We start from the raw sequence: 17,332 nt of genomic DNA on the forward strand, positions 1-17,332 counted from the left end.
TTACGCCTCGTCCCGGGCCGGCACAGCAGCAGGAGTCCGCTGGCGCAGCGCGGCGACCACCTGGGCCAGGATCGCCACCGCGATCTCCGGCGGATTGGCCGCACCGATGTCCAGCCCGATCGGGGCCGCGATCCGACCGATCAGGCTGGCAGCAAGACCGGCCTCGCCGAGCCTGTCGACCCGCCTTGCATGGGTCTTCTTCGAGCCCAGCGCGCCGATGTAGAAGCAGCCCGCCCGCAGGGCCTCAATCAGCGGAAAGTCGTCGATCTTCGGGTCGTGGGTAACGGCCACCAGCGCGGTGAAGGCGTCCAGCGGCCGCTCCTTGAGCGCATCCTCGGGCCAGTCGTCCGCCAGATCCGTGCCCTCGAACCGCTCAGGCGTCGCGAAGGCCGTGCGCGGGTCGATGACCAGCACGTCGAACCCCGCCATTCGCGCCATCGGCGCGAGCACCTGGGATATGTGCACCGCCCCGATGATCACCAGCCGGGCCGGCGGCACATGCACATTGAGGAAGAACTCGCGCCCCTCGACCGAGGCCAGTCCGGACTTGCCGGTGCGGAACGCCGCCTCGAGCGCGGCGCCGAGATCGCCCGCCACCGCATCGCCCTTGTGCACCAGCCGGTCGCGTCCGTCGCCAAGATCAGTGACGGCGATGACCGCCTTGCGTTCGCGACGGGCCGCATTGAGTTTCTTGAGCAGATTCGGGTCCATCAGCCGACACGCTCCACATAGACGCGGATGCGGCCGCCGCAGGATAGGCCCACGCGCCATGCGGTTTCGTCGGCGACGCCAAAATCGAGCATGCGCGGCTCGCCGCTCGAAATCACGTCCGCCGCCTCGCTGATCACCGCGCCTTCGACGCAGCCGCCCGAGACGGAGCCTGCAAAATTTCCCTCAGCGTCGATGACCAGATGGCTTCCCACCGGGCGCGGCGCCGAGCCCCACGTCTCCACCACGGTGGCCACCGCCACGTCGCGGCCGGCGAGCATCCAGCTTTCCGCCGTTGCCAGCGGATCAAGTGTCTCAAGATTGGTTTCGGTCGTCATCTCGGCCTCCCGAATGGTCTGCTCGTTGTATATGGCGCCTGCCGCCACCCGCTTACAAGGTCCCCGCGAGATAGCGGCGCGGATCGGCGTCATGGGTACGGCTGTCGCCAAGCGCTGCCACCAGATCAGCCATCGCCTCGATATTGTGCACGGCGCGGAACTCGTCGACATGACCGAGAATGCTGCGCACACCGCGGGCGCGCGCCTCGAAACCGTCGAAACGCAGCAGCGGGTTGAGCCAGATCAGCCGCCGGCAGGAACGGTGCAGCCGGTCGATCTCTGCATCGAGCGCATCAATGGAATCGCGCTCCAGCCCGTCGGTGATCAGGATGACGATGGCGCCCTGCCCCAGCACGCGCCGCGACCACAGCCGGTTGAACTCGTTGAGCGCCTCGCCGATGCGGGTGCCGCCCGACCAGTCGCGCACTGAGCCGACACACTGGTCGACCGCCTCGTCGGGGTCCTTGTTGCGCATCTGCCGGGTGATGTTGGTCAGCCGCGTGCCGAACAGGAAGGTGTGCACACCGCGCCGGTTTTCGCTCAGCACATGCATGAAATGCAGGAAGATCCGCGTGTACTGGCTCATCGAGCCGGAAATGTCGGCGAGAATCACCAGCGGCGGATGCACCTTCCGCTTCTTGCGGAAGCGCGGCAGGATCAGATCGCCACCGGTGCGCATCGCAGCCCGCATCGTCGCCCGCGGATCGATTCGCGCCGCCGACGGGCTCATCCGGTAGCGTCGCGTCTCGACTTGGTCGAATGGCAGCGTCAGCCGGGCGATGGCGCGCTTGGCCTCGGCCAGCTCGGACGCCGTCATCTGTGCAAAATCCTGGCTGCGCAGCACCTCGTTGCCGGAACTGGTCTGGCGCGCATCGATTTCGATCTCCGGTTTTTCCTCCGGCGGTCGATTCTTCTCGCGACCTTCGAACAGCGCCTGGCTCACCCGGGTCTCGCCGGCCTTGAGTTTTTCCTTCTCGCGGTTGTCGGGCGCCACCGGCGAAAACATAGCGATCATCTTCTCGACCAGATCGCGCGAACGCCAGAACAGCCGGAACGCCTGATCGAATACCGCGCGGTCCTCGCGCCGCTTGACGAAGACCGAATGCAGTATCCAGTAGAATTCCTCGCGGCTGCCGATGCCGGCGATCCGCACCGCATCGACTGCGTCTCGCGTCGAAGCCGGCCCCAGTTTCATGCCGGCTTTACGCAGGATACGGGAGAAAAACACGATATTGTCGGCCAGCCGCCCGTCCACCACCACTTCCGGCTCGGTCCGGCCACCAACCGGTGTTGCCGCCTCAACCATCACTCGGCCGCGGCCAGCTCGGCCTTCACATCGCTCAGGAGCTTGGCCCCGGCGCTGCCCTGGATGCGGGCGATGTCGTCCTGGTATTTGAGCAGCGTGCCGATCGTGTCCGACACCGTCTCGGGATCCAGCGCCAGCCGGTCAAGCTCGGTGAGCGCCGTGGCCCAGTCGATGGTTTCGGCAACGCCGGGGCTCTTGAAGAGATCCATCTGCCTGAGCTTCTGCACATAGGCCACAATCTGCTCGGACAGATCCGCGCTGCAGCCCGGCGCCTTGCGGCGGACAATTTCCAACTCGACATCCGCCGTCGGGTAATCCACCCAATGATAGAGACAGCGGCGCTTGAGCGCATCGTGGATTTCGCGGGTGCGGTTGGTGGTGATGATGACGATCGGCGGTTCCTCGGCCTTGATGGTGCCGAGTTCGGGAATGGTCACCTGGTAGTCGGAGAGGATTTCCAGCAGGAACGCCTCGAAGGCCTCGTCGGTGCGGTCGAGCTCGTCGATCAGGAACACCGGCGCCCTGCCGCCCGTACCCTCGAGTGCCTGCAGCACCGGTCGGCGGATCAGGTGCCGCTCGGAAAAGATGTTGCGCTCGATCGCGTCGCGATCGCCCACGCCGGTGGCCTCGGCCAGCCGGATTTCCAGCATCTGCGCCGGGTAGTTCCATTCATAGACCGCCGAGGACACGTCCAGGCCTTCATAGCACTGCAGCCGGATCAGTGGGCGGTCGAGCGCCTTGGCCAGCACCTTGGCGATCTCGGTCTTGCCGACGCCGGCCTCGCCCTCGAGAAACAGCGGCCGCTTCATCCTCAGGCTGAGGAACAGCACGGTCGCCAGCGCCCGCCCCGCCACGTAGTCGCCGGCCGACAGCATCGCCTGTGTTTCGTCGATGGATTGCGGCAGCGCGTGCGATCTCTCGGGCATGATGACTCCGGCGTTCGATGTGGTTGGGCCGAACCTACAGCGCGTGATAGCCCCGGTCCAGATAGACGAGCGCCGGCGCGGGCTCGCCGATGCGGACGCCGATCACTTCGCCGAAGAGCACCGTGTGCGTGGCCATCGACTTCGAATCGATCAGCCGGCAGTCGAACACCGCCGCGGCATCGACGAGGGTCGGCGCGCCCGTGGCGATCGTGTCCCATTTGGCACGCGCGAATCGCTCATCGACATCGAGATGATTGAGCCCCGAAAAGGCGTTTGCCAGCGCTTCCTGGTCGGCCGTCAGGCTGTTGAGAGCAAAGATCCCGGATTCGTGAAACAGCGCGTTCTTGGGATTGGAGGCATTGAGACAGACGAGAACGATCCCCGGATTGTCGGAAACCGAGCAGGCCGCCGTCACCGTGACCCCGCGCCGCAGACCGTCCAGGGCGGTGGTTGCCAGCTGCACATGGCCGGCGTAACGCGCCATGGCGTCACGGTAGTGCTTTGGGTCTGTGGATCGCCTGTTCAACACGCATGCGCCTCATTGCCGGAATCGTCCCTCTTCCATTACATAAGAAGAATAAGGAAATCTGAAACCCCGTTCGCCCACTTTAACCGGCACCGATCTGTCCGCGAGCCGCGAAACGGCGGATTTCGCTTGGAATCAAGCCCCTCGCCGTTCTAAAACCAGCGGACGCCGACAAGGATAAGATCGCATGCTCCGCACACTCCTGGCTGTCTTCCTGCTGCTTTCGGGCGGCCTTGCCCATGCGAGACAGCTCCATGTGGGGCTGGTGATTCCGCAGCAGGGCCCCTTCGCGGCCTTCGGCGCCCAGGCGCGCGAGGCGTTCACCGCCTGGGAACTCGCCAATCCGGGGATCTTCGCCGACACCGTTGAAGGCGATGACGACTGCACCGCGGCCAGCGGCGCCGATGCGGCTGCGGCGATGAGCGAGGCGGGCGTCGACATCATCGTCGGCTTCGTCTGCACCGAGAGCCTGGCCGCGGCCCTGCCCGTGCTGTCGGCGGAAGGCATACCGGTGATGACGCTCAGCGTCCGCGCCGACATCATTTCGGAGGAGGCCGCCCGGCTGGGCTGGAGCTTCTTCCGCCTGGCCCCGCGCGCCGGCGAGGAAGCCGAGGTGGCCTCCGACGCCATCTTCACCCTCTGGGCAGACAAGCCTTTCGCCATCATCGAGGACGGCACCATCGAGGGCCGCGAACTGGCCGAGGCGGTCCGCACGACGCTGGAAGGCCGCGGCCTCAAGCCATCCTTCGTCGACAACTACCGGCCGGGCCAGGAACGCCAGCCGAGCCTCGTCCGTCGTCTCAAGGCCGCCGGCGTCAGCCGCGTCTTTGTCGGCGGCGAACGATCCGACCTCGCCATCATCGCCCGCGACGCGAAGGAACAGGGCGTGGGGTTGCGCTTCATGGGCGGGGACGCGCTTTACGCCGCCCGCGGCGACAATCCGCTGCCGGAAGGCACACTCGCCATCGTCGCCTCCCAGTATCTTGTCGGCGCGTCGGCCGAGGAAGCCCGCGCCAGCCTGGCCAGTCTCGGCCTGATTGCCGAAGGCCTGCGCGTTCCCGCCTATGCCGCCGCCGACATCCTGGGCGCCGCCGCCTCGCGCATGCGCTTCGACGACACCTCCATCACCCAGTTCCTGCTCGACCGGCGCTTTGCCACGGCCATCGGGCCCGTAAGCTTCAACGAGCAGGGCGAACGCCGGGAACCGGGCTTCACCCTGGCGGAATGGCGCGACGGCGCTTTCCACCGCATCAGCCCCCGTCAGGCGGCGGAAAGCGACAACCGCAGCCAATGATGCGCAAGGGCCAGTTCAACCTCATCACCGACGTCGCCGGCCTCACCGTCGGCAACGCCACAAATATCGGACTCAAGTCCGGCGTGACCGCGGTGCTCTGCGATGCCGGCGCCACTGCGGCGGTGCAGGTGCTCGGCGGCGCGCCTGGCACCCGCGAGACCGACCTGCTCGAGCCGCACAACACGGTCGAGACCGTCAACGCCATCGTGCTGTCGGGCGGCTCTGCCTTCGGTCTCGATGCTGCCTCCGGCGTTCAAGCCTGGCTGCGCGAACAGGGCCGCGGATTCGCCGTCGGCGACCAGCGCATTCCGCTGGTGCCGGCGGCCATCCTGTTCGATCTCCTCAATGGCGGCGACAAGGACTGGGGCCGGTATCCGCCATACCGCGAACTCGGGCACGCAGCCGCCGTTGCCGCCGTCCGGAAGTTCGAGCTCGGCAGCGTCGGCGCCGGCGCCGGCGCACTCACCGCTTCGTTGAAAGGCGGTCTGGGTTCGGCCTCGGCCATCACCGCCCAGGGCCACACCGTCGGAGCCCTGGTGGCGGTCAATTCCATGGGCGCCACAACGGTCGGCGACACACGGAATTTCTGGGCGGCGCCCTTCGAACTCGGTGACGAGTTCGGCGGCCTGGGCTGGCCTTCGCCGATGCCTGCCGACGCCGTGGCATTGCGAATCAAGTTCCGCGACCTGGACCGCGGCGGGGCCAACACGACGATTGCCGTCGTCGCCACCGATGCGGTGCTGTCCAAGTCAGAGACCAAACGACTGGCCATCGCCGCCCATGCCGGTCTTGCCCGCGCCATCTGGCCCAGCCACACCCCGTTTGACGGCGACCTGGTGTTCGCACTCGCCACCGGCGCCTCCCACCGCAAACCCGACACCAACGAATTCCTCGATCTCTGCGCCGCCTCCGCGTCGGCGCTCTCGCGCGCCATCGCGCGCGGCGTTCACGCCGCCACGCCGGCCGACGGAGACGTGATGCCCGTCTGGTCCTCGCTGACTGCATGAGCGCGCCGCTGAAGCGGTTGTGCGCGGAGCGGCGCAATGCTACGCCCGTTCCATGTCGGCAGGGCCTGGTGCGGGTCCTCTCGCAGCCACTTGCGCAATGGGCAGGATGGCCCATCTTCATTCATGGGATCGCCCAGTCGGAAGCCGATCCGAACGCCAATGCCGCATCCGGCTCCTGAGGTGCCCATGACCCCGCTTCGCCAGATCATCAAGGCCTGCCTGCTTGTCGCCGCGCCGGTCTTGCTGTGTCTTTCGGCCACCACGGGGCGCGCAGGTGATTTCGCCGAGTTCCGCCCGCTCGGCTTTTCGGCCGACGGCACGGTGTTCGGCTTCGAGGAGTTCGGGGTTCAGGACGGCTCCGGCTTCCCCTATGCCAACCGGTACTTCATCAACACGTCCACTGATTCCTATGCCGCGCCTCCCGTCCGCGTTCGGATCGATGACGACACCGCGACGCTGGCCGATGCCCGCGCCACCGCCGCGGCAACGAGCCCGGCGCTCGCCGCCGGCCTTTCCGACAATCCCGGCATTTTCGCCGCCTACCAGCCCGCCACCGAACTGCGCTCCAACGGCCTCGAACTCAGCTACACGAGCTTCGCCATGGAGCCCTTCCCCGGTGGCCCCTACAAGGTGCAGCTGAGCGAGAAGCCGCTGCCGGCAAGCGCCGGCTGCGCCGCTTTTGGCGAGGAGTCCGTCGGCTTCAAGCTCCGGATGACCGAGACCGATGGCGAATTGGCTTCCATCACCCTGCAGGACGACGCATCGGTGCCGGCAAGCCGCAACTGTCCGACATCCTACCGGCTCGGAGGCGCCCTGACCCACGCCAATCCCGACGGCTCCACCACCCATGTGATCCTGATCCTGGTCCGGTCGCACGGATTCGAGGGAGCGGACGGCCGCTGGATCGCCGTGACCAGAAGGCTTAACTGACCCGTGAAACGCAGACCCCGCGCAGCCAATGACAATGACGGATTGTACCGCAGGCTGCGGCTTGCACGGCCGGCCTGGCGCGACGCTCTGTTCGGCGCCATAGGCTGGGGCGGCGCCATGGGCTTGTCGGCGCAGGCGGCGCTATGGATCAACATTGCCGCCCAGACCAGCCATTACTGGAGCCTTTCGGCGCTGTGGTTCGCCGGCGGCATGCTGGCCTTTCCCTTCGCGCTGTTTGCGATCCGCTTCCTCTCCCGCAACCGTCCCGGCAAGATCGCCTTTGCCGCCGCCATCGTCTGCCTGTCGCTGGCGACGGTCCTCGTCACAGCGCTGATCTTCGCGGTGGTCTATCGGAATTTTTATGCGCAATGGCATGGTCCGTTCCCGAGCCGGCTGTGGCTTCTCCAGCTTGTCTTCACCACTGCCGCCGCACTCTACCAGTTCGCCGTCATCGGCATGCGGCTCTATCTTCCTCTGGGCGCGATCTTCCTGCTGGCTGCATCATTGGGGATCGCGCGCCGACACCCGGACCCGACTCGCCGGCGCGTTTTCCCGTCCTGATTCGGCCACCACCGTTCCATTGCGGCGGGATTTGGTCTAGGACCCCTGCCATCACGCCCTGCGGCAGCCGCCGCCCGAAAAACGGACACTGCCATGATCCCGCGCTATTCCCGTTCAGAAATGACCGACATCTGGTCGCCCGAGACAAAGTTCCGCATCTGGTTCGAGATCGAAGCCCACGCCGCCGACGCGCTGGCCGAACTCGGCGTCATTCCGAAGGAAGCCGCCAGGACCATCTGGGACAAGGCCGGCGGCGTCACTTTCGATGTCGATCGCATCGATGAGATCGAGCGCGAGACCAAGCACGACGTCATCGCCTTCCTGACCCATCTGGCCGAATTCATCGGACCAGACGCCCGTTTCGTCCACCAGGGCATGACGTCGTCGGACGTTCTCGACACCTGCTTCAATGTGCAGTTGGTGAAAGCCGCCGACCTGCTCATCGCCGATCTCGACGCGCTGCTTTCCGCCATCAAGCGCCGCGCCTTCGAGCACAAGGACACGGTGACCATCGGACGCTCGCACGGCATCCATGCCGAGCCCGTGACCTTCGGCCTCAAGCTTGCCCAGGCCTATGCCGAATTTGACCGCAACCGCACCCGTCTGATCGCGGCGCGCGAGGACATTGCCACCTGCGCCATCTCCGGCGCCGTCGGCACCTTCGCCAACATCGATCCGCGAGTCGAGGAGCATGTCGCCAGAGCCATGGGGCTGACAGCCGAGCCGGTGTCCACCCAGGTAATCCCGCGCGACCGGCACGCCATGTTCTTCGCCACGCTGGCCGTCGTCGCCTCCTCGGTCGAGCGCGTCGCCATCGAGATCCGACACCTGCAGCGCACCGAGGTGCTGGAGGCGGAGGAATACTTCTCCCCCGGCCAGAAGGGCTCGTCGGCCATGCCGCACAAGCGCAACCCGGTGCTGACCGAAAACCTCACGGGCCTTGCCCGCATGGTCCGCTCCTATGCGCTTCCCGCCATGGAAAACGTGGCCCTTTGGCATGAGCGCGACATCTCGCACTCCTCGGTCGAGCGCTACATCGGCCCCGACGCCACGGTCACGCTGGACTTCGCGCTGGCGCGCCTCACCAATGTCATGGACAAGCTGCTTGTCTATCCCGAGCGCATGCTCGCCAACATGAACCGGCTCGGCGGCCTGGTGCACTCGCAGCGCATCCTGCTGGCACTCACCCAGGCCGGCGCGCAGCGCGAGGACGCCTATCGTCTCGTGCAGCGCAACGCCATGAAGGTGTGGAACTCCTACCAGCAGGCGGGCGCCGCCTCGGTGGATTTCCTGGAGGAACTGCTCGCCGACAGCGATGTCCGTGCCTATCTCTCCGAAGACGACATCCGCGACCGCTTCGACCTCGGCTACCACACCAAGCACGTCGACACGATCTTCCGCCGCGTCTTCGGCGACGCCTGAGCGACACGCAGACCGCAGCGGCAATCGCCGCCTGAACGCCGCCGCTGGGCCCGGTCCCGAACGGTCGCCGCAGACTTGCCGCGATGGGACCCGCCTCATCGACTCCCGGCCGTCACGCGCTGCCGCGCCGCAGTGGAGCTCCGCCCCGCTCGGCCCTGCAATGCGGCCGATTGTGACACCGCGAAACCATATGTGATTTTCCCCGCCGCAATGGCGGCACCATATGAAAGCATAGTCGTCATTCCAACACTGAAGGAGGAAGACATGACCGACTATCGCGACATTCCGAATTCAAATGACACAGTGAAGAACCGGCGCGGTTACGTCGCCGATACTCCCAGCGGCGGTGGAAACCTTGTCTGGGTGATCATCGGCGCCGCCGTCATCGCCTTTGGTGCCCTCTTCTTCTTGTCCTCGGGTACCGGCACCGTCGATCCGAACAGCACCACCGGCAGCATCAGCGCACCGGCTCCGACCGATGGCGCGGGAACGCTTGCCGTTCCGGATGACACTGGCGCGGATACGGCGCCCATGACCGGGTCCGCACCGGCCGCACCGGAGCAATAGCAGCGCCGGTCGGCGCACCTGATGACCCCGGATCCCGCCGCTGGTCCGGGGTCATCTCTTGTGCATTCTGCTGCGTCCTGCCGCTGCCCGGAAGCCTGATACCATCATCGATGTTCCATTCCCGCGCGCCGATCCGCCGAGGTCGATCCAATGTCGGCACAAGCACGACAAACCGGCGATCATGCATCGAGCGGGTTGAATTGGTCGCTGAAGCGGCATAGGTGCAGCGCATGAAAGTTGCTGAAGCCGATATTCTCATAGTTCCGGGATACACCAATTCCAGGCCCGAGCACTGGATGAGCCGCTGGCAGGACCGGCTCTCCACCGCGCGGCGCGTGGAGCAGGACGAATGGTCAAAGCCGGTGCGTGCCGACTGGACCCGGCGCATGGCTGAATGCGTCAACGAGGCCGAACGGCCGGTGGTGATCATCGCCCACTCGCTCGGCGTCGCCACCGCCATCCAGGCCTTGCCGGAGTTCAGGCGCCCCATCGCAGGCGCCTTCCTCGTTGCCCCGCCCGAAGTCGACAATCCGAAGATCCGGCCGCGCCACCTGATGACGTTCGGTCCCTATCCGCGCGATCCCCTGCCGTTTCCCTCCCTGGTGGTGGCGAGCCGAAACGATCCGTTCGGCAGCTACGAGCATGCGGGCGACATCGCCAATGCCTGGGGCTCGATGCTGATCGACGCCGGCGAATCCGGCCATCTCAACGCCGAATCGGGTCATGGACCCTGGCCCGAAGGCACGATGGTGTTCGCCCAGTTCCTTTCCAAGCTCGCCCACCCGGCCAACTGAGGCGGCTCGCCATCACCGCTCCGGCCTAAGCCCCGAGAAACAGTGGGGTTTTTCTGGCCTTTCATGGCAAATCAGCCACAGCGCGGGAATATTCGCGCCGCGCGACCCCGCAAGTATTTGCAGGACTTCTGTTTTGTGATTCTCTTGCAGACGTGCCTGATTTGCAGGCGCATTGGGGACCACCATGAAGTCAGCCATTCTGCTCTGCGCAACTGCCCTCGCCGTTGCTTCCCTGTCGAGCGCCCGCGCGGAGGATGCTCCAGGTGCCGACGCCGTCCAGTCCAGGATCGACCTGGCATTCGGATTGGCACTAACCTCGAATTACATCTCGCACGGCACCACCCAGACCGAGGACGAGCCCGCCCTCCAGGGCTACGTGGAAACATCCTATAATGTGTTTTATCTCGGCGCGTGGGCATCCAATGTGAGTTTCGACGGCGTCAAGGATGTCGAGATCGACCTCTACGGCGGCGTTCGCCCGACCTTCGGCGCTCTTTCCCTCGATCTCGGCTATGCCCGCTACATCTACACCAAGGATTCCGCCGTCTCCGGAGAGATCTACGCCAAGGGCACATATGCGGTGACCGACACCGTCACGCCCGGCATCGAGCTTTACTACGATCCGACCAACGAGACCAACTGGTCGGCGGCCAAGATCGAAGTCGGCGGCCTGCCGTGGGAGACCGCCTTCAGCGGCCAGGTCGGCTCCGAGTTCGGATCGGAGGAGCTTGGCTACACGAAATACGCCTGGGACGCCGGTTTCTCGAAGACCTTCATGGATGATTCCGTCAAATTCGACCTGCGCTACCATGATGCCAATGACGAGGACGAGCGCTTCGCCGCGACCCTGTCCTACGACTTCAGCACGCCGCTGACCGGTTCGGACTGATGAATGTCGTGCGAGAGCATGCAGCCGTTTCGGGATCGCGAAACGCGTGATCCAAGAGGGCAAGACCACATCGCGTGAAGCTGAATTCACGCAATGTGGCTTGGGCGGGCCGGCCGGTTCAGTTCCAGGGAGATCAGCCGCGCGCCATGTCGAGAAAGGCCTTGGCGCCGGCTTTGACCGTGGCGGTGTCGGTGTTGACGGCAATGATCCGGTAGCCCATCGACGCGAACTCCTGTGAGCGCGCCGGATTGACGGCGAAGATGGCGGCGAACTTGCCGGCGCCTCGCGCCTTGGCGGCCACGTCGACCAGCGTCTGGCGCATGTCATCCCGGTCCGGCTCGACACCTTCCCCGCCCGACCAGGAGATCGACAGGTCGGATGGCCCGACAAACACCCCGTCGATGCCACCGATGGCGAGGATGTCATCGAGTGCCGCGAGCGCGGTGCGGGTCTCGATCATGGCGATGGCCAGCGTCTCGCCATTGGCGGCGGCGAAGTAGCTCGCCGGCGTATGCTCCTTGTGCAGCTGCAGCGCCTGGCCGGGCCCCCAGGACCGCTCGCCCATCGGAGGATACTTCATGGCGTCGGCAAAGGCCTGGGCATCGGCGACGGTGTTGATCATCGGCGCGATCACCGCCTCGAACCCCACATCGAGCGCACGGCTGGCGAGATCATTTCGACCCACGGGTATGCGCAGCGCCGCCGGACATCCGGCATGGCTGATCTGCAGCGCCGCGGTGAAAGCCGAGGCTTCCGCATGAGCGCCATGCTGCATATCGACTGTCACCATGTCGTAACCGCTGCCGGCCAGAATTCCGCAAAGTTCAGGTGACGGTATCCCGGACCAGGCTGTCATCAGGATGTCGTCGTCGCGCAAGCGCCTGGCCAGTTTCATGTCAGTCCTCCCGTATGGCGATGCCTGGCGCATCGCGGCGAACGCATTGGATCATGCCAACGCGGCGAGAGCCACAAAAAACCGCTCCCGGCAAGCCGGAAGCGGTCCATGCACCCTATCGGTGAGAGGCTCAGCTGTTCTGGATCTGCTCGACGGCGATGCCCAGCAGCTCCAGCATCTTCGAGCGCAACTGGTGCTCCGACTTGTCGATACCGGCGGCGTCGAAGTCGGCGCGGACCTTGCGATAGACGTCCTCGTCACCGGCTTCTTCCAGATCGGCGATCACCACCGTCTTGGCATAGGCCTCGGCCTCGTCGCCGGTCTTGCCCAGGAGCTCTGCCGCCCACAGGCCCAGGAGCTTGTTCCGCCGGGCCATGGACTTGAACTTCAATTCCTCGTCATGTGCGAATTTGTTCTCGAAGGCTTTTTCACGGTCTCGCATATCAGTCATGGTTTGGCTCCCCGCCAATGAATCACTTACCCCTATATGGGTATCCAAGCGTTAAAACAAAACCCGGCCGATAGTGCAATGCGCGGCCGCTCATCCGGCCCGATTTCAGGGGACTGAAGCCACAACGGCGTTGTGATTCAATCTGTGATCGGATAAACCCACGGCAAACCAACAACAACCCAAACGAAAATGCCGAGTTGCCGCGGCTTCAGCCGGCTGAATTGACAGAGATATCCCCATGAACCGTCGCCGCCGCATTTACGAAGGCAAGGCCAAGATTCTGTATGAGGGCCCCGAGCCGGGCACGCTCATCCAGTTCTTCAAGGATGACGCCACTGCCTTCAACAAGAAAAAGCATGATGTGATTGATGGAAAGGGCGTTCTGAACAACCGCATTTCCGAGTACATTTTCACCCATCTCAACCGCATCGGCATTCCGACCCACTTCATACGCCGCATGAACATGCGCGAGCAGTTGATCAAGGAAGTCGAGATCATCCCGCTCGAGGTGGTGGTGCGCAACATCGCCGCCGGTTCGCTTGCCAAGCGTCTCGGCATCGAGGAAGGCACCGTTCTGCCGCGCTCGATCATCGAGTTCTATTACAAGGCCGATGCGCTTGACGACCCGATGGTCTCCGAAGAGCACATCACCGCCTTCGGTTGGGCGAGCCCCCAGGAAATCGACGACATCATGGCGCTTGCCATCCGGGTCAACGATTTCCTCACCGGCCTGTTTCTGGGCGTCGGCATCCAGCTGGTCGATTTCAAGATCGAATGCGGTCGGCTGTTCGAAGGCGAGATGATGCGCATAGTCGTCGCCGACGAGATCTCGCCCGACTCCTGCCGTCTCTGGGACGTCAACACCAACCAGAAGTTCGACAAGGACGTCTTCCGCCGCGACCTGGGCAACCTGGTCGAAGCCTACCAGGAAGTCGCCCGTCGTCTCGGCATCATGAATGAAAACGAGACCCCGCGCCCGAGCGGTCCGGTTCTCGTCAAGTAGCTGCAGGATTGAACGACATGATCAAGGCGCGCGTGACCGTAACGCTCAAGAACGGCGTTCTCGACCCGCAGGGCAAGGCAATCGAGGGCGCGCTGGGCGGCCTCGGTTTCTCCGGCATCGGCTCGGTGCGGCAGGGCAAGGTGTTCGACGTGACGCTGGAGACCGCCGATCGCATGGAGGCCGAAGCCAACCTCAAGTCGATGGCCGAAAGACTGCTGGCCAACCAGGTGATCGAGGATTTTTCCGTCGAGATCCTCTGACCCGGCCGGCCAGACAGCTACCCACTCAAGACGCCCCGTCGCCAGCCGCCGGGGCGTTTTGCTTTTGCGGAGCTACGGTCGGCGCTTTCCTGCAGCGGCCAAGTCCGCGATCTTTTGCGGAAGGTCTGCCCGCAAATGCTGAAAATCAAGAACTGTTACGCTGTCCGGCTCGTCGAGATAGACTATGAACTGGCTGCCCGCCCTCGCAAACCAGTGCCCTTTACCCACCTCGCCAGGAAAGAACTCGCTGCAGCTTTGGCGGAACGCTGTGCCATCAGCAATCGCCTCGCATCGCGCCAGCAGTTCCTGTTGATAGATGTCCGCCTGACCTGGGCCAATATTGTCAAATGTCCAACGGGCAATCGCGATGAGCAACGTCTCTGCCTGGCGCGTGAGGCGCCAAGACCTGCCCATCACTGATCCCGTTTGGCCGCTGCAAATGCGCGCCGCACGGCATCCGCACCGCTGCCATCGGCCAGGTCGCCATTCCGGGCCTGTTCAAGTCCGATGGCAAGTCGCTGGCGGATTTCACCAATTTCTGCCTCCTCCCGCTCCAGAAGCCGCAGACCGGCGCGTATGGCCTCACTGGCATTCTGGTAACGGCCGGAAGCGACCAGCCGTTCAACGAGATCCGATTGAGCATCGGTCAGGACCAGGTTTCTCGTCACCATGGCACTCTCCATTGATAGGTGGCATATCATGCCAACACACCAACCATGTCCAGAATGTCGCCATTCGACCCGCTTTTTACACCAGTTGCTTGTACATGATCGTGGTCGAATCCAGTTCGCCGCTGTGGGCATCGATGCAATAGCCGGGAATGACTCCCGAGACCTTGTAGCCGAGCGAGGCGTAGAGCGGCTCGGCGCTGTCGCCGGTCCGGGTGTCAAGCGTCAGCAGGGTGCGACTGAGCTTGCGCGCCTCCATCTCGATCGCCAGCATCAGTTTGCGCGCGATCCCCTCGCGGCGGTAGTCGGGATGCACCATCAGCTTGCGCACCTCGGCGCGGTGCGGCTGGTTCGGGTTGGTGTCGTAATCGAGCTGCACCGAGCCGACGATGGCGCCGTCGAGAAACGCTACCAGCAGCACCAACCTGCCCCCATCGAGCGAATTGGCGATCTTGCCCGTCCAGAAGGCGATGCCGTCGGCCAGTTCATAGGGCAGCACATAGCCGATCGATGCCCCTGCATGGACGCAGTCGTGGATCAACCGGCCGAGCTCGGCCTCGTGGGCATAGACATCATCGACGCTGAACCGGACGATGGTCAATGGGGGTAGTTCGCTCATTTGGCCTCGCACCATGAAGGGCTCGGCGCGATCCGAATCGGCGCGCCGCGCAATGCTTCTGCTCGTCTTGATTGGTAGCCCAGACCCGGCCTGGAATCGAGATGTGGCGCGTGCACTGAGGCGGTATTCCGTTCCCGGGCGGGCCAGCCCGCTTTTTCCCCGGGACCGCTGCTCGAGGCTATCGCATTTGCCGCGAACTTCGGCTAAAGCCAACCCACCGCGCCCATTTCAAAAGCGAGCCTGCGCCATGAAAGCTGCCGTCGTCCTTCTCCCCGGCCTCAACCGCGACCGCGACATGATCGCCGCGCTGACACGCATCAACGGCGCGGCTCCGCAAACCATCTGGCAGACCGAGACCGAGATCGCCGACGACATCGATCTCATCGTCATTCCGGGTGGATTTTCCTATGGCGACTATCTGCGTTGCGGCGCCATCGCCGCCCGCATGCCAGTCATTCGCGCCGTGGCCGAAAAGGCGGCCAGGGGCGTGCGCGTGATCGGTGTGTGCAATGGCTTCCAGATCCTGCTCGAGGCAGGCCTGCTGCCGGGCGCGCTGATGCGCAACGCGTCGCTGAAATTCGTATGTCGCGAGATCAAGCTCGAGGTCGGCAATGCCGAGACGGTGTTCACAAGCGGCTATGCCAAGGGCCAGGTCATCCGCTGCCCGGTGGCCCATCATGACGGCAACTACTTCACCGATCCGGAAACGCTCAAGTCCATCGAGGACAACGGCCAGGTCGCCTTCCGCTATGCCGAGGGCACCAATCCGAATGGCTCGCTCAACGACATTGCCGGCATCGTCAACAAGGCCGGCAATGTGCTCGGCCTGATGCCGCATCCGGAAAACCTGATCGAGGCAGCCCATGGCGGCATCGACGGTCGCGCCCTTTTCGAATCCGCGCTTGGCGCAGCCGCGTGAGACGGCTGGCCCTGCCGGCGCTGGTGGCGGCACTCATGCTTTCCGCCTGCAACACCGGCCCGAAGCCGTCCGGCGGAGCGCCGAGCGCGCACTCGCAGGCCGTGGCGCTGCTGCAGCGGGTCAACTCGTCCGCCCATGACTGCTGGCTCAAGGATGCCGATTTCGCAGCCTACGGCATCGTGCCGGAACTCGACACATCGGCAACCCCGCGCCTGCTGCTGGTGCCTCGCGGCAAGCCACAGGCGCTGCCCAATCTCGTCATTGCCGCCAGCGGCCGCTCTGTCCAGACCTATGGGCCGCTGGCGCAATCGGCGCTGGCGCCACGCATCAACGCCGATGTGGCGCGCTGGGCCGGCGGCAGCAAGGACTGCAGGGCCGCAGCCTGAGACCCACCGTGCGGAAAGAGCGTTCTGCCCGCATCCGGACCGCTGGACGCCCTACCCTCGTTTCACCCCGTTTCCGGCATCCGCGCCTGCTTCGATCACTCCACGCCCGACGCGCGTCCCTTGTGCTGCTGGCGAATGCATGTGATGTTCCTTCCGAGAAGCGGGTGCTGCGCGGATCAAACAACCCACTGAGAAATGTTGCGCGCGACGAATGATTGCCTCTGCCGGCAATCGGCCCTTGTTGTATTTATCCAGTGCGGATAAACTAAGGTTGCTCAATGCCTTATGCTTTCGGCGCCCACGGGTTCAACTTCGGAACCGACTAGGATCAGAAATGAATACGTCTCGTTTTGCAGAAATCAACTGCTCGATTTCCCGCACGCTGGCAGTCATGGGGGACGCTTGGACGAGCTTGATCCTGCGCGATGTCTGGTTTGGGGTTAACCGTTTCGACGATCTGGCCAACGATCTGGGCATTTCTCGCAATCTGTTGACCTCGAGGCTCAAGGCCATGGTGGAGGACGATATCATTGTCGCCGTGCCTTATCAGCAGCGACCGGTCCGCAATGAGTATTTCCTCACCACCGCCGGCAAGGAACTGGTCCCCGTGCTGCTCACGCTGGTCGAATGGGGTGAGCGCTGGCGCATCGAGCCCGGCAAGTCACCGCTTCGTGTCAAGCACAAGGGCTGCGGACACTATACCCACGCCACTGTTGTCTGCAGCGAATGCGGAGACCCCCTGACCATCGACAACATCGCGCCGGAGCTGGGCCCCGGCGCCACAGCAACGCCCGGAACCAGCGTCGTCGTGCCTCGTTTTTCGTAGCCGGTCACCCGACTGGCTTGGAATGCCGCCCGACCGA

23 protein-coding genes are annotated in these 17,332 nt (G+C 64.5%); 13 read left to right on the top strand and 10 right to left on the bottom strand.

Annotated features, from left to right (window positions below; translation table 11 throughout):
• Genes DFR52_RS05250 through DFR52_RS05270 form a run of 5 tightly spaced genes read right to left on the bottom strand, consistent with a single transcriptional unit; the run spans position 1 to position 3,807 of the window.
• Complete coding sequence (locus DFR52_RS05250; protein ID WP_110030802.1) at positions 1-711, bottom strand: XdhC family protein; 711 nt, start codon at positions 709-711, stop codon at positions 1-3.
• Positions 711-1,046, bottom strand: a complete 336-nt coding sequence (locus DFR52_RS05255; RefSeq protein WP_110031146.1) for an XdhC family protein — start codon at positions 1,044-1,046, stop codon at positions 711-713. Before DFR52_RS05255 ends, DFR52_RS05250 begins: the two co-directional genes overlap by 1 nt.
• A 52-nt stretch (positions 1,047-1,098) precedes the next feature.
• Positions 1,099-2,352 (bottom strand): vWA domain-containing protein, encoded by a 1,254-nt coding sequence (locus tag DFR52_RS05260; protein ID WP_110030803.1) that lies wholly within the window; start codon positions 2,350-2,352, stop codon positions 1,099-1,101.
• Positions 2,352-3,278: an AAA family ATPase gene (locus DFR52_RS05265; protein WP_110030804.1), complete on the bottom strand. Its 927-nt coding sequence runs from the start codon at positions 3,276-3,278 to the stop codon at positions 2,352-2,354. Before DFR52_RS05265 ends, DFR52_RS05260 begins: the two co-directional genes overlap by 1 nt.
• A gap of 34 nt (positions 3,279-3,312) precedes the next feature.
• Positions 3,313-3,807 (bottom strand): flavin reductase family protein, encoded by a 495-nt coding sequence (locus DFR52_RS05270; RefSeq protein WP_110030805.1) that lies wholly within the window; start codon positions 3,805-3,807, stop codon positions 3,313-3,315.
• 184 nt (positions 3,808-3,991) lie between these two features.
• On the opposite strand from DFR52_RS05270, the gene DFR52_RS05275 reads away from it, so the two are divergent.
• From DFR52_RS05275 to DFR52_RS05310, 8 genes are all read left to right on the top strand, one after another.
• Positions 3,992-5,098, top strand: a complete 1,107-nt coding sequence (locus tag DFR52_RS05275; RefSeq protein WP_110030806.1) for an ABC transporter substrate-binding protein — start codon at positions 3,992-3,994, stop codon at positions 5,096-5,098.
• Complete coding sequence (locus tag DFR52_RS05280; protein WP_170132217.1) at positions 5,095-6,105, top strand: P1 family peptidase; 1,011 nt, start codon at positions 5,095-5,097, stop codon at positions 6,103-6,105. Before DFR52_RS05275 ends, DFR52_RS05280 begins: the two co-directional genes overlap by 4 nt.
• Positions 6,106-6,291: 186 nt before the next feature.
• Positions 6,292-7,035, top strand: coding sequence for a DUF2259 domain-containing protein (locus DFR52_RS05285; RefSeq protein ID WP_158284859.1), 744 nt, complete (start codon positions 6,292-6,294; stop codon positions 7,033-7,035).
• A gap of 3 nt (positions 7,036-7,038) precedes the next feature.
• Entirely contained in the window at positions 7,039-7,596 is a 558-nt protein-coding gene (locus DFR52_RS05290) for a hypothetical protein (protein WP_110030808.1), read from the top strand.
• 93 nt (positions 7,597-7,689) lie between these two features.
• Positions 7,690-9,018, top strand: a complete 1,329-nt coding sequence (purB, locus tag DFR52_RS05295) for an adenylosuccinate lyase (protein ID WP_110030809.1) — start codon at positions 7,690-7,692, stop codon at positions 9,016-9,018.
• A 264-nt stretch (positions 9,019-9,282) separates the two neighbouring features.
• Positions 9,283-9,585 (top strand): hypothetical protein, encoded by a 303-nt coding sequence (locus DFR52_RS05300; RefSeq protein ID WP_110030810.1) that lies wholly within the window; start codon positions 9,283-9,285, stop codon positions 9,583-9,585.
• A gap of 230 nt (positions 9,586-9,815) precedes the next feature.
• Positions 9,816-10,379 (top strand): RBBP9/YdeN family alpha/beta hydrolase, encoded by a 564-nt coding sequence (locus DFR52_RS05305; protein ID WP_110030811.1) that lies wholly within the window; start codon positions 9,816-9,818, stop codon positions 10,377-10,379.
• Positions 10,380-10,563: 184 nt separating this feature from the next.
• On the top strand, positions 10,564-11,268 hold the full coding sequence (locus tag DFR52_RS05310; protein WP_110030812.1) for a TorF family putative porin: 705 nt from the start codon (positions 10,564-10,566) through the stop codon (positions 11,266-11,268).
• Positions 11,269-11,401: 133 nt separating this feature from the next.
• Here the strand turns inward: DFR52_RS05310 and DFR52_RS05315 are convergent, their stop codons facing one another.
• On the bottom strand, positions 11,402-12,163 hold the full coding sequence (locus DFR52_RS05315) for an HpcH/HpaI aldolase family protein (RefSeq protein ID WP_110030813.1): 762 nt from the start codon (positions 12,161-12,163) through the stop codon (positions 11,402-11,404).
• Between the two features lie 130 nt (positions 12,164-12,293).
• On the bottom strand, positions 12,294-12,614 hold the full coding sequence (locus DFR52_RS05320; RefSeq protein ID WP_110030814.1) for a DUF1476 domain-containing protein: 321 nt from the start codon (positions 12,612-12,614) through the stop codon (positions 12,294-12,296).
• Between the two features lie 238 nt (positions 12,615-12,852).
• Between DFR52_RS05320 and purC the strand changes: the two genes are divergently transcribed.
• Together purC and purS are read left to right on the top strand one after the other, a co-directional pair.
• On the top strand, positions 12,853-13,617 hold the full coding sequence (purC, locus tag DFR52_RS05325) for a phosphoribosylaminoimidazolesuccinocarboxamide synthase (protein WP_110030815.1): 765 nt from the start codon (positions 12,853-12,855) through the stop codon (positions 13,615-13,617).
• Positions 13,618-13,634: 17 nt separating this feature from the next.
• Complete coding sequence (gene purS / locus DFR52_RS05330; protein ID WP_110030816.1) at positions 13,635-13,877, top strand: phosphoribosylformylglycinamidine synthase subunit PurS; 243 nt, start codon at positions 13,635-13,637, stop codon at positions 13,875-13,877.
• A gap of 72 nt (positions 13,878-13,949) precedes the next feature.
• Here purS and DFR52_RS05335 read toward each other — a convergent pair whose 3' ends face one another.
• From DFR52_RS05335 to DFR52_RS05345, 3 genes are all read right to left on the bottom strand, one after another.
• Positions 13,950-14,291, bottom strand: coding sequence for a type II toxin-antitoxin system RelE/ParE family toxin (locus tag DFR52_RS05335; protein ID WP_110030817.1), 342 nt, complete (start codon positions 14,289-14,291; stop codon positions 13,950-13,952).
• Positions 14,291-14,548 carry a type II toxin-antitoxin system ParD family antitoxin gene (locus DFR52_RS05340; protein ID WP_110030818.1) on the bottom strand — a complete coding sequence of 86 codons (258 nt, stop codon included), beginning with the start codon at positions 14,546-14,548 and terminating at the stop codon, positions 14,291-14,293. The genes DFR52_RS05335 and DFR52_RS05340 overlap by 1 nt, the downstream gene beginning before the upstream one ends.
• A gap of 76 nt (positions 14,549-14,624) precedes the next feature.
• Positions 14,625-15,164 (bottom strand): GNAT family N-acetyltransferase, encoded by a 540-nt coding sequence (locus DFR52_RS05345; protein WP_110030819.1) that lies wholly within the window; start codon positions 15,162-15,164, stop codon positions 14,625-14,627.
• Between the two features lie 247 nt (positions 15,165-15,411).
• On the opposite strand from DFR52_RS05345, the gene purQ reads away from it, so the two are divergent.
• The 3 genes from purQ to DFR52_RS05360 all read left to right on the top strand — a co-directional run bounded on the left by purQ (position 15,412) and on the right by DFR52_RS05360 (position 17,295).
• Entirely contained in the window at positions 15,412-16,083 is a 672-nt protein-coding gene (purQ, locus tag DFR52_RS05350; RefSeq protein WP_110030820.1) for a phosphoribosylformylglycinamidine synthase subunit PurQ, read from the top strand.
• A complete protein-coding gene (locus DFR52_RS05355; RefSeq protein WP_110030821.1) occupies positions 16,080-16,469 on the top strand; it encodes a hypothetical protein in 390 nt (129 codons plus the stop codon). The genes purQ and DFR52_RS05355 overlap by 4 nt, the downstream gene beginning before the upstream one ends.
• 334 nt (positions 16,470-16,803) lie before the next feature.
• Entirely contained in the window at positions 16,804-17,295 is a 492-nt protein-coding gene (locus tag DFR52_RS05360) for a winged helix-turn-helix transcriptional regulator (RefSeq protein WP_110030822.1), read from the top strand.
• The last annotated feature ends 37 nt before the right edge of the window (positions 17,296-17,332 follow it).

This window comes from Hoeflea marina (assembly GCF_003182275.1).
Lineage (GTDB): Bacteria > Pseudomonadota > Alphaproteobacteria > Rhizobiales > Rhizobiaceae > Hoeflea > Hoeflea marina.

Coding starts and splice junctions, on each gene's coding strand:
- DFR52_RS05250 (WP_110030802.1), bottom strand. CDS start 711: ATGGACCCGAATCTGCTCAAGAAACTCAATGCGGCCCGTCGCGAACGC.
- DFR52_RS05255 (WP_110031146.1), bottom strand. CDS start 1,046: ATGACGACCGAAACCAATCTTGAGACACTTGATCCGCTGGCAACGGCG.
- DFR52_RS05260 (WP_110030803.1), bottom strand. CDS start 2,352: ATGGTTGAGGCGGCAACACCGGTTGGTGGCCGGACCGAGCCGGAAGTG.
- DFR52_RS05265 (WP_110030804.1), bottom strand. CDS start 3,278: ATGCCCGAGAGATCGCACGCGCTGCCGCAATCCATCGACGAAACACAG.
- DFR52_RS05275 (WP_110030806.1), top strand. CDS start 3,992: ATGCTCCGCACACTCCTGGCTGTCTTCCTGCTGCTTTCGGGCGGCCTT.
- DFR52_RS05280 (WP_170132217.1), top strand. CDS start 5,095: ATGATGCGCAAGGGCCAGTTCAACCTCATCACCGACGTCGCCGGCCTC.
- DFR52_RS05285 (WP_158284859.1), top strand. CDS start 6,292: ATGACCCCGCTTCGCCAGATCATCAAGGCCTGCCTGCTTGTCGCCGCG.
- purB (WP_110030809.1), top strand. CDS start 7,690: ATGATCCCGCGCTATTCCCGTTCAGAAATGACCGACATCTGGTCGCCC.
- DFR52_RS05300 (WP_110030810.1), top strand. CDS start 9,283: ATGACCGACTATCGCGACATTCCGAATTCAAATGACACAGTGAAGAAC.
- DFR52_RS05305 (WP_110030811.1), top strand. CDS start 9,816: ATGAAAGTTGCTGAAGCCGATATTCTCATAGTTCCGGGATACACCAAT.
- DFR52_RS05310 (WP_110030812.1), top strand. CDS start 10,564: ATGAAGTCAGCCATTCTGCTCTGCGCAACTGCCCTCGCCGTTGCTTCC.
- DFR52_RS05315 (WP_110030813.1), bottom strand. CDS start 12,163: ATGAAACTGGCCAGGCGCTTGCGCGACGACGACATCCTGATGACAGCC.
- DFR52_RS05320 (WP_110030814.1), bottom strand. CDS start 12,614: ATGACTGATATGCGAGACCGTGAAAAAGCCTTCGAGAACAAATTCGCA.
- purC (WP_110030815.1), top strand. CDS start 12,853: ATGAACCGTCGCCGCCGCATTTACGAAGGCAAGGCCAAGATTCTGTAT.
- purS (WP_110030816.1), top strand. CDS start 13,635: ATGATCAAGGCGCGCGTGACCGTAACGCTCAAGAACGGCGTTCTCGAC.
- DFR52_RS05335 (WP_110030817.1), bottom strand. CDS start 14,291: ATGGGCAGGTCTTGGCGCCTCACGCGCCAGGCAGAGACGTTGCTCATC.
- DFR52_RS05340 (WP_110030818.1), bottom strand. CDS start 14,548: ATGGTGACGAGAAACCTGGTCCTGACCGATGCTCAATCGGATCTCGTT.
- DFR52_RS05345 (WP_110030819.1), bottom strand. CDS start 15,164: ATGAGCGAACTACCCCCATTGACCATCGTCCGGTTCAGCGTCGATGAT.
- purQ (WP_110030820.1), top strand. CDS start 15,412: ATGAAAGCTGCCGTCGTCCTTCTCCCCGGCCTCAACCGCGACCGCGAC.
- DFR52_RS05360 (WP_110030822.1), top strand. CDS start 16,804: ATGAATACGTCTCGTTTTGCAGAAATCAACTGCTCGATTTCCCGCACG.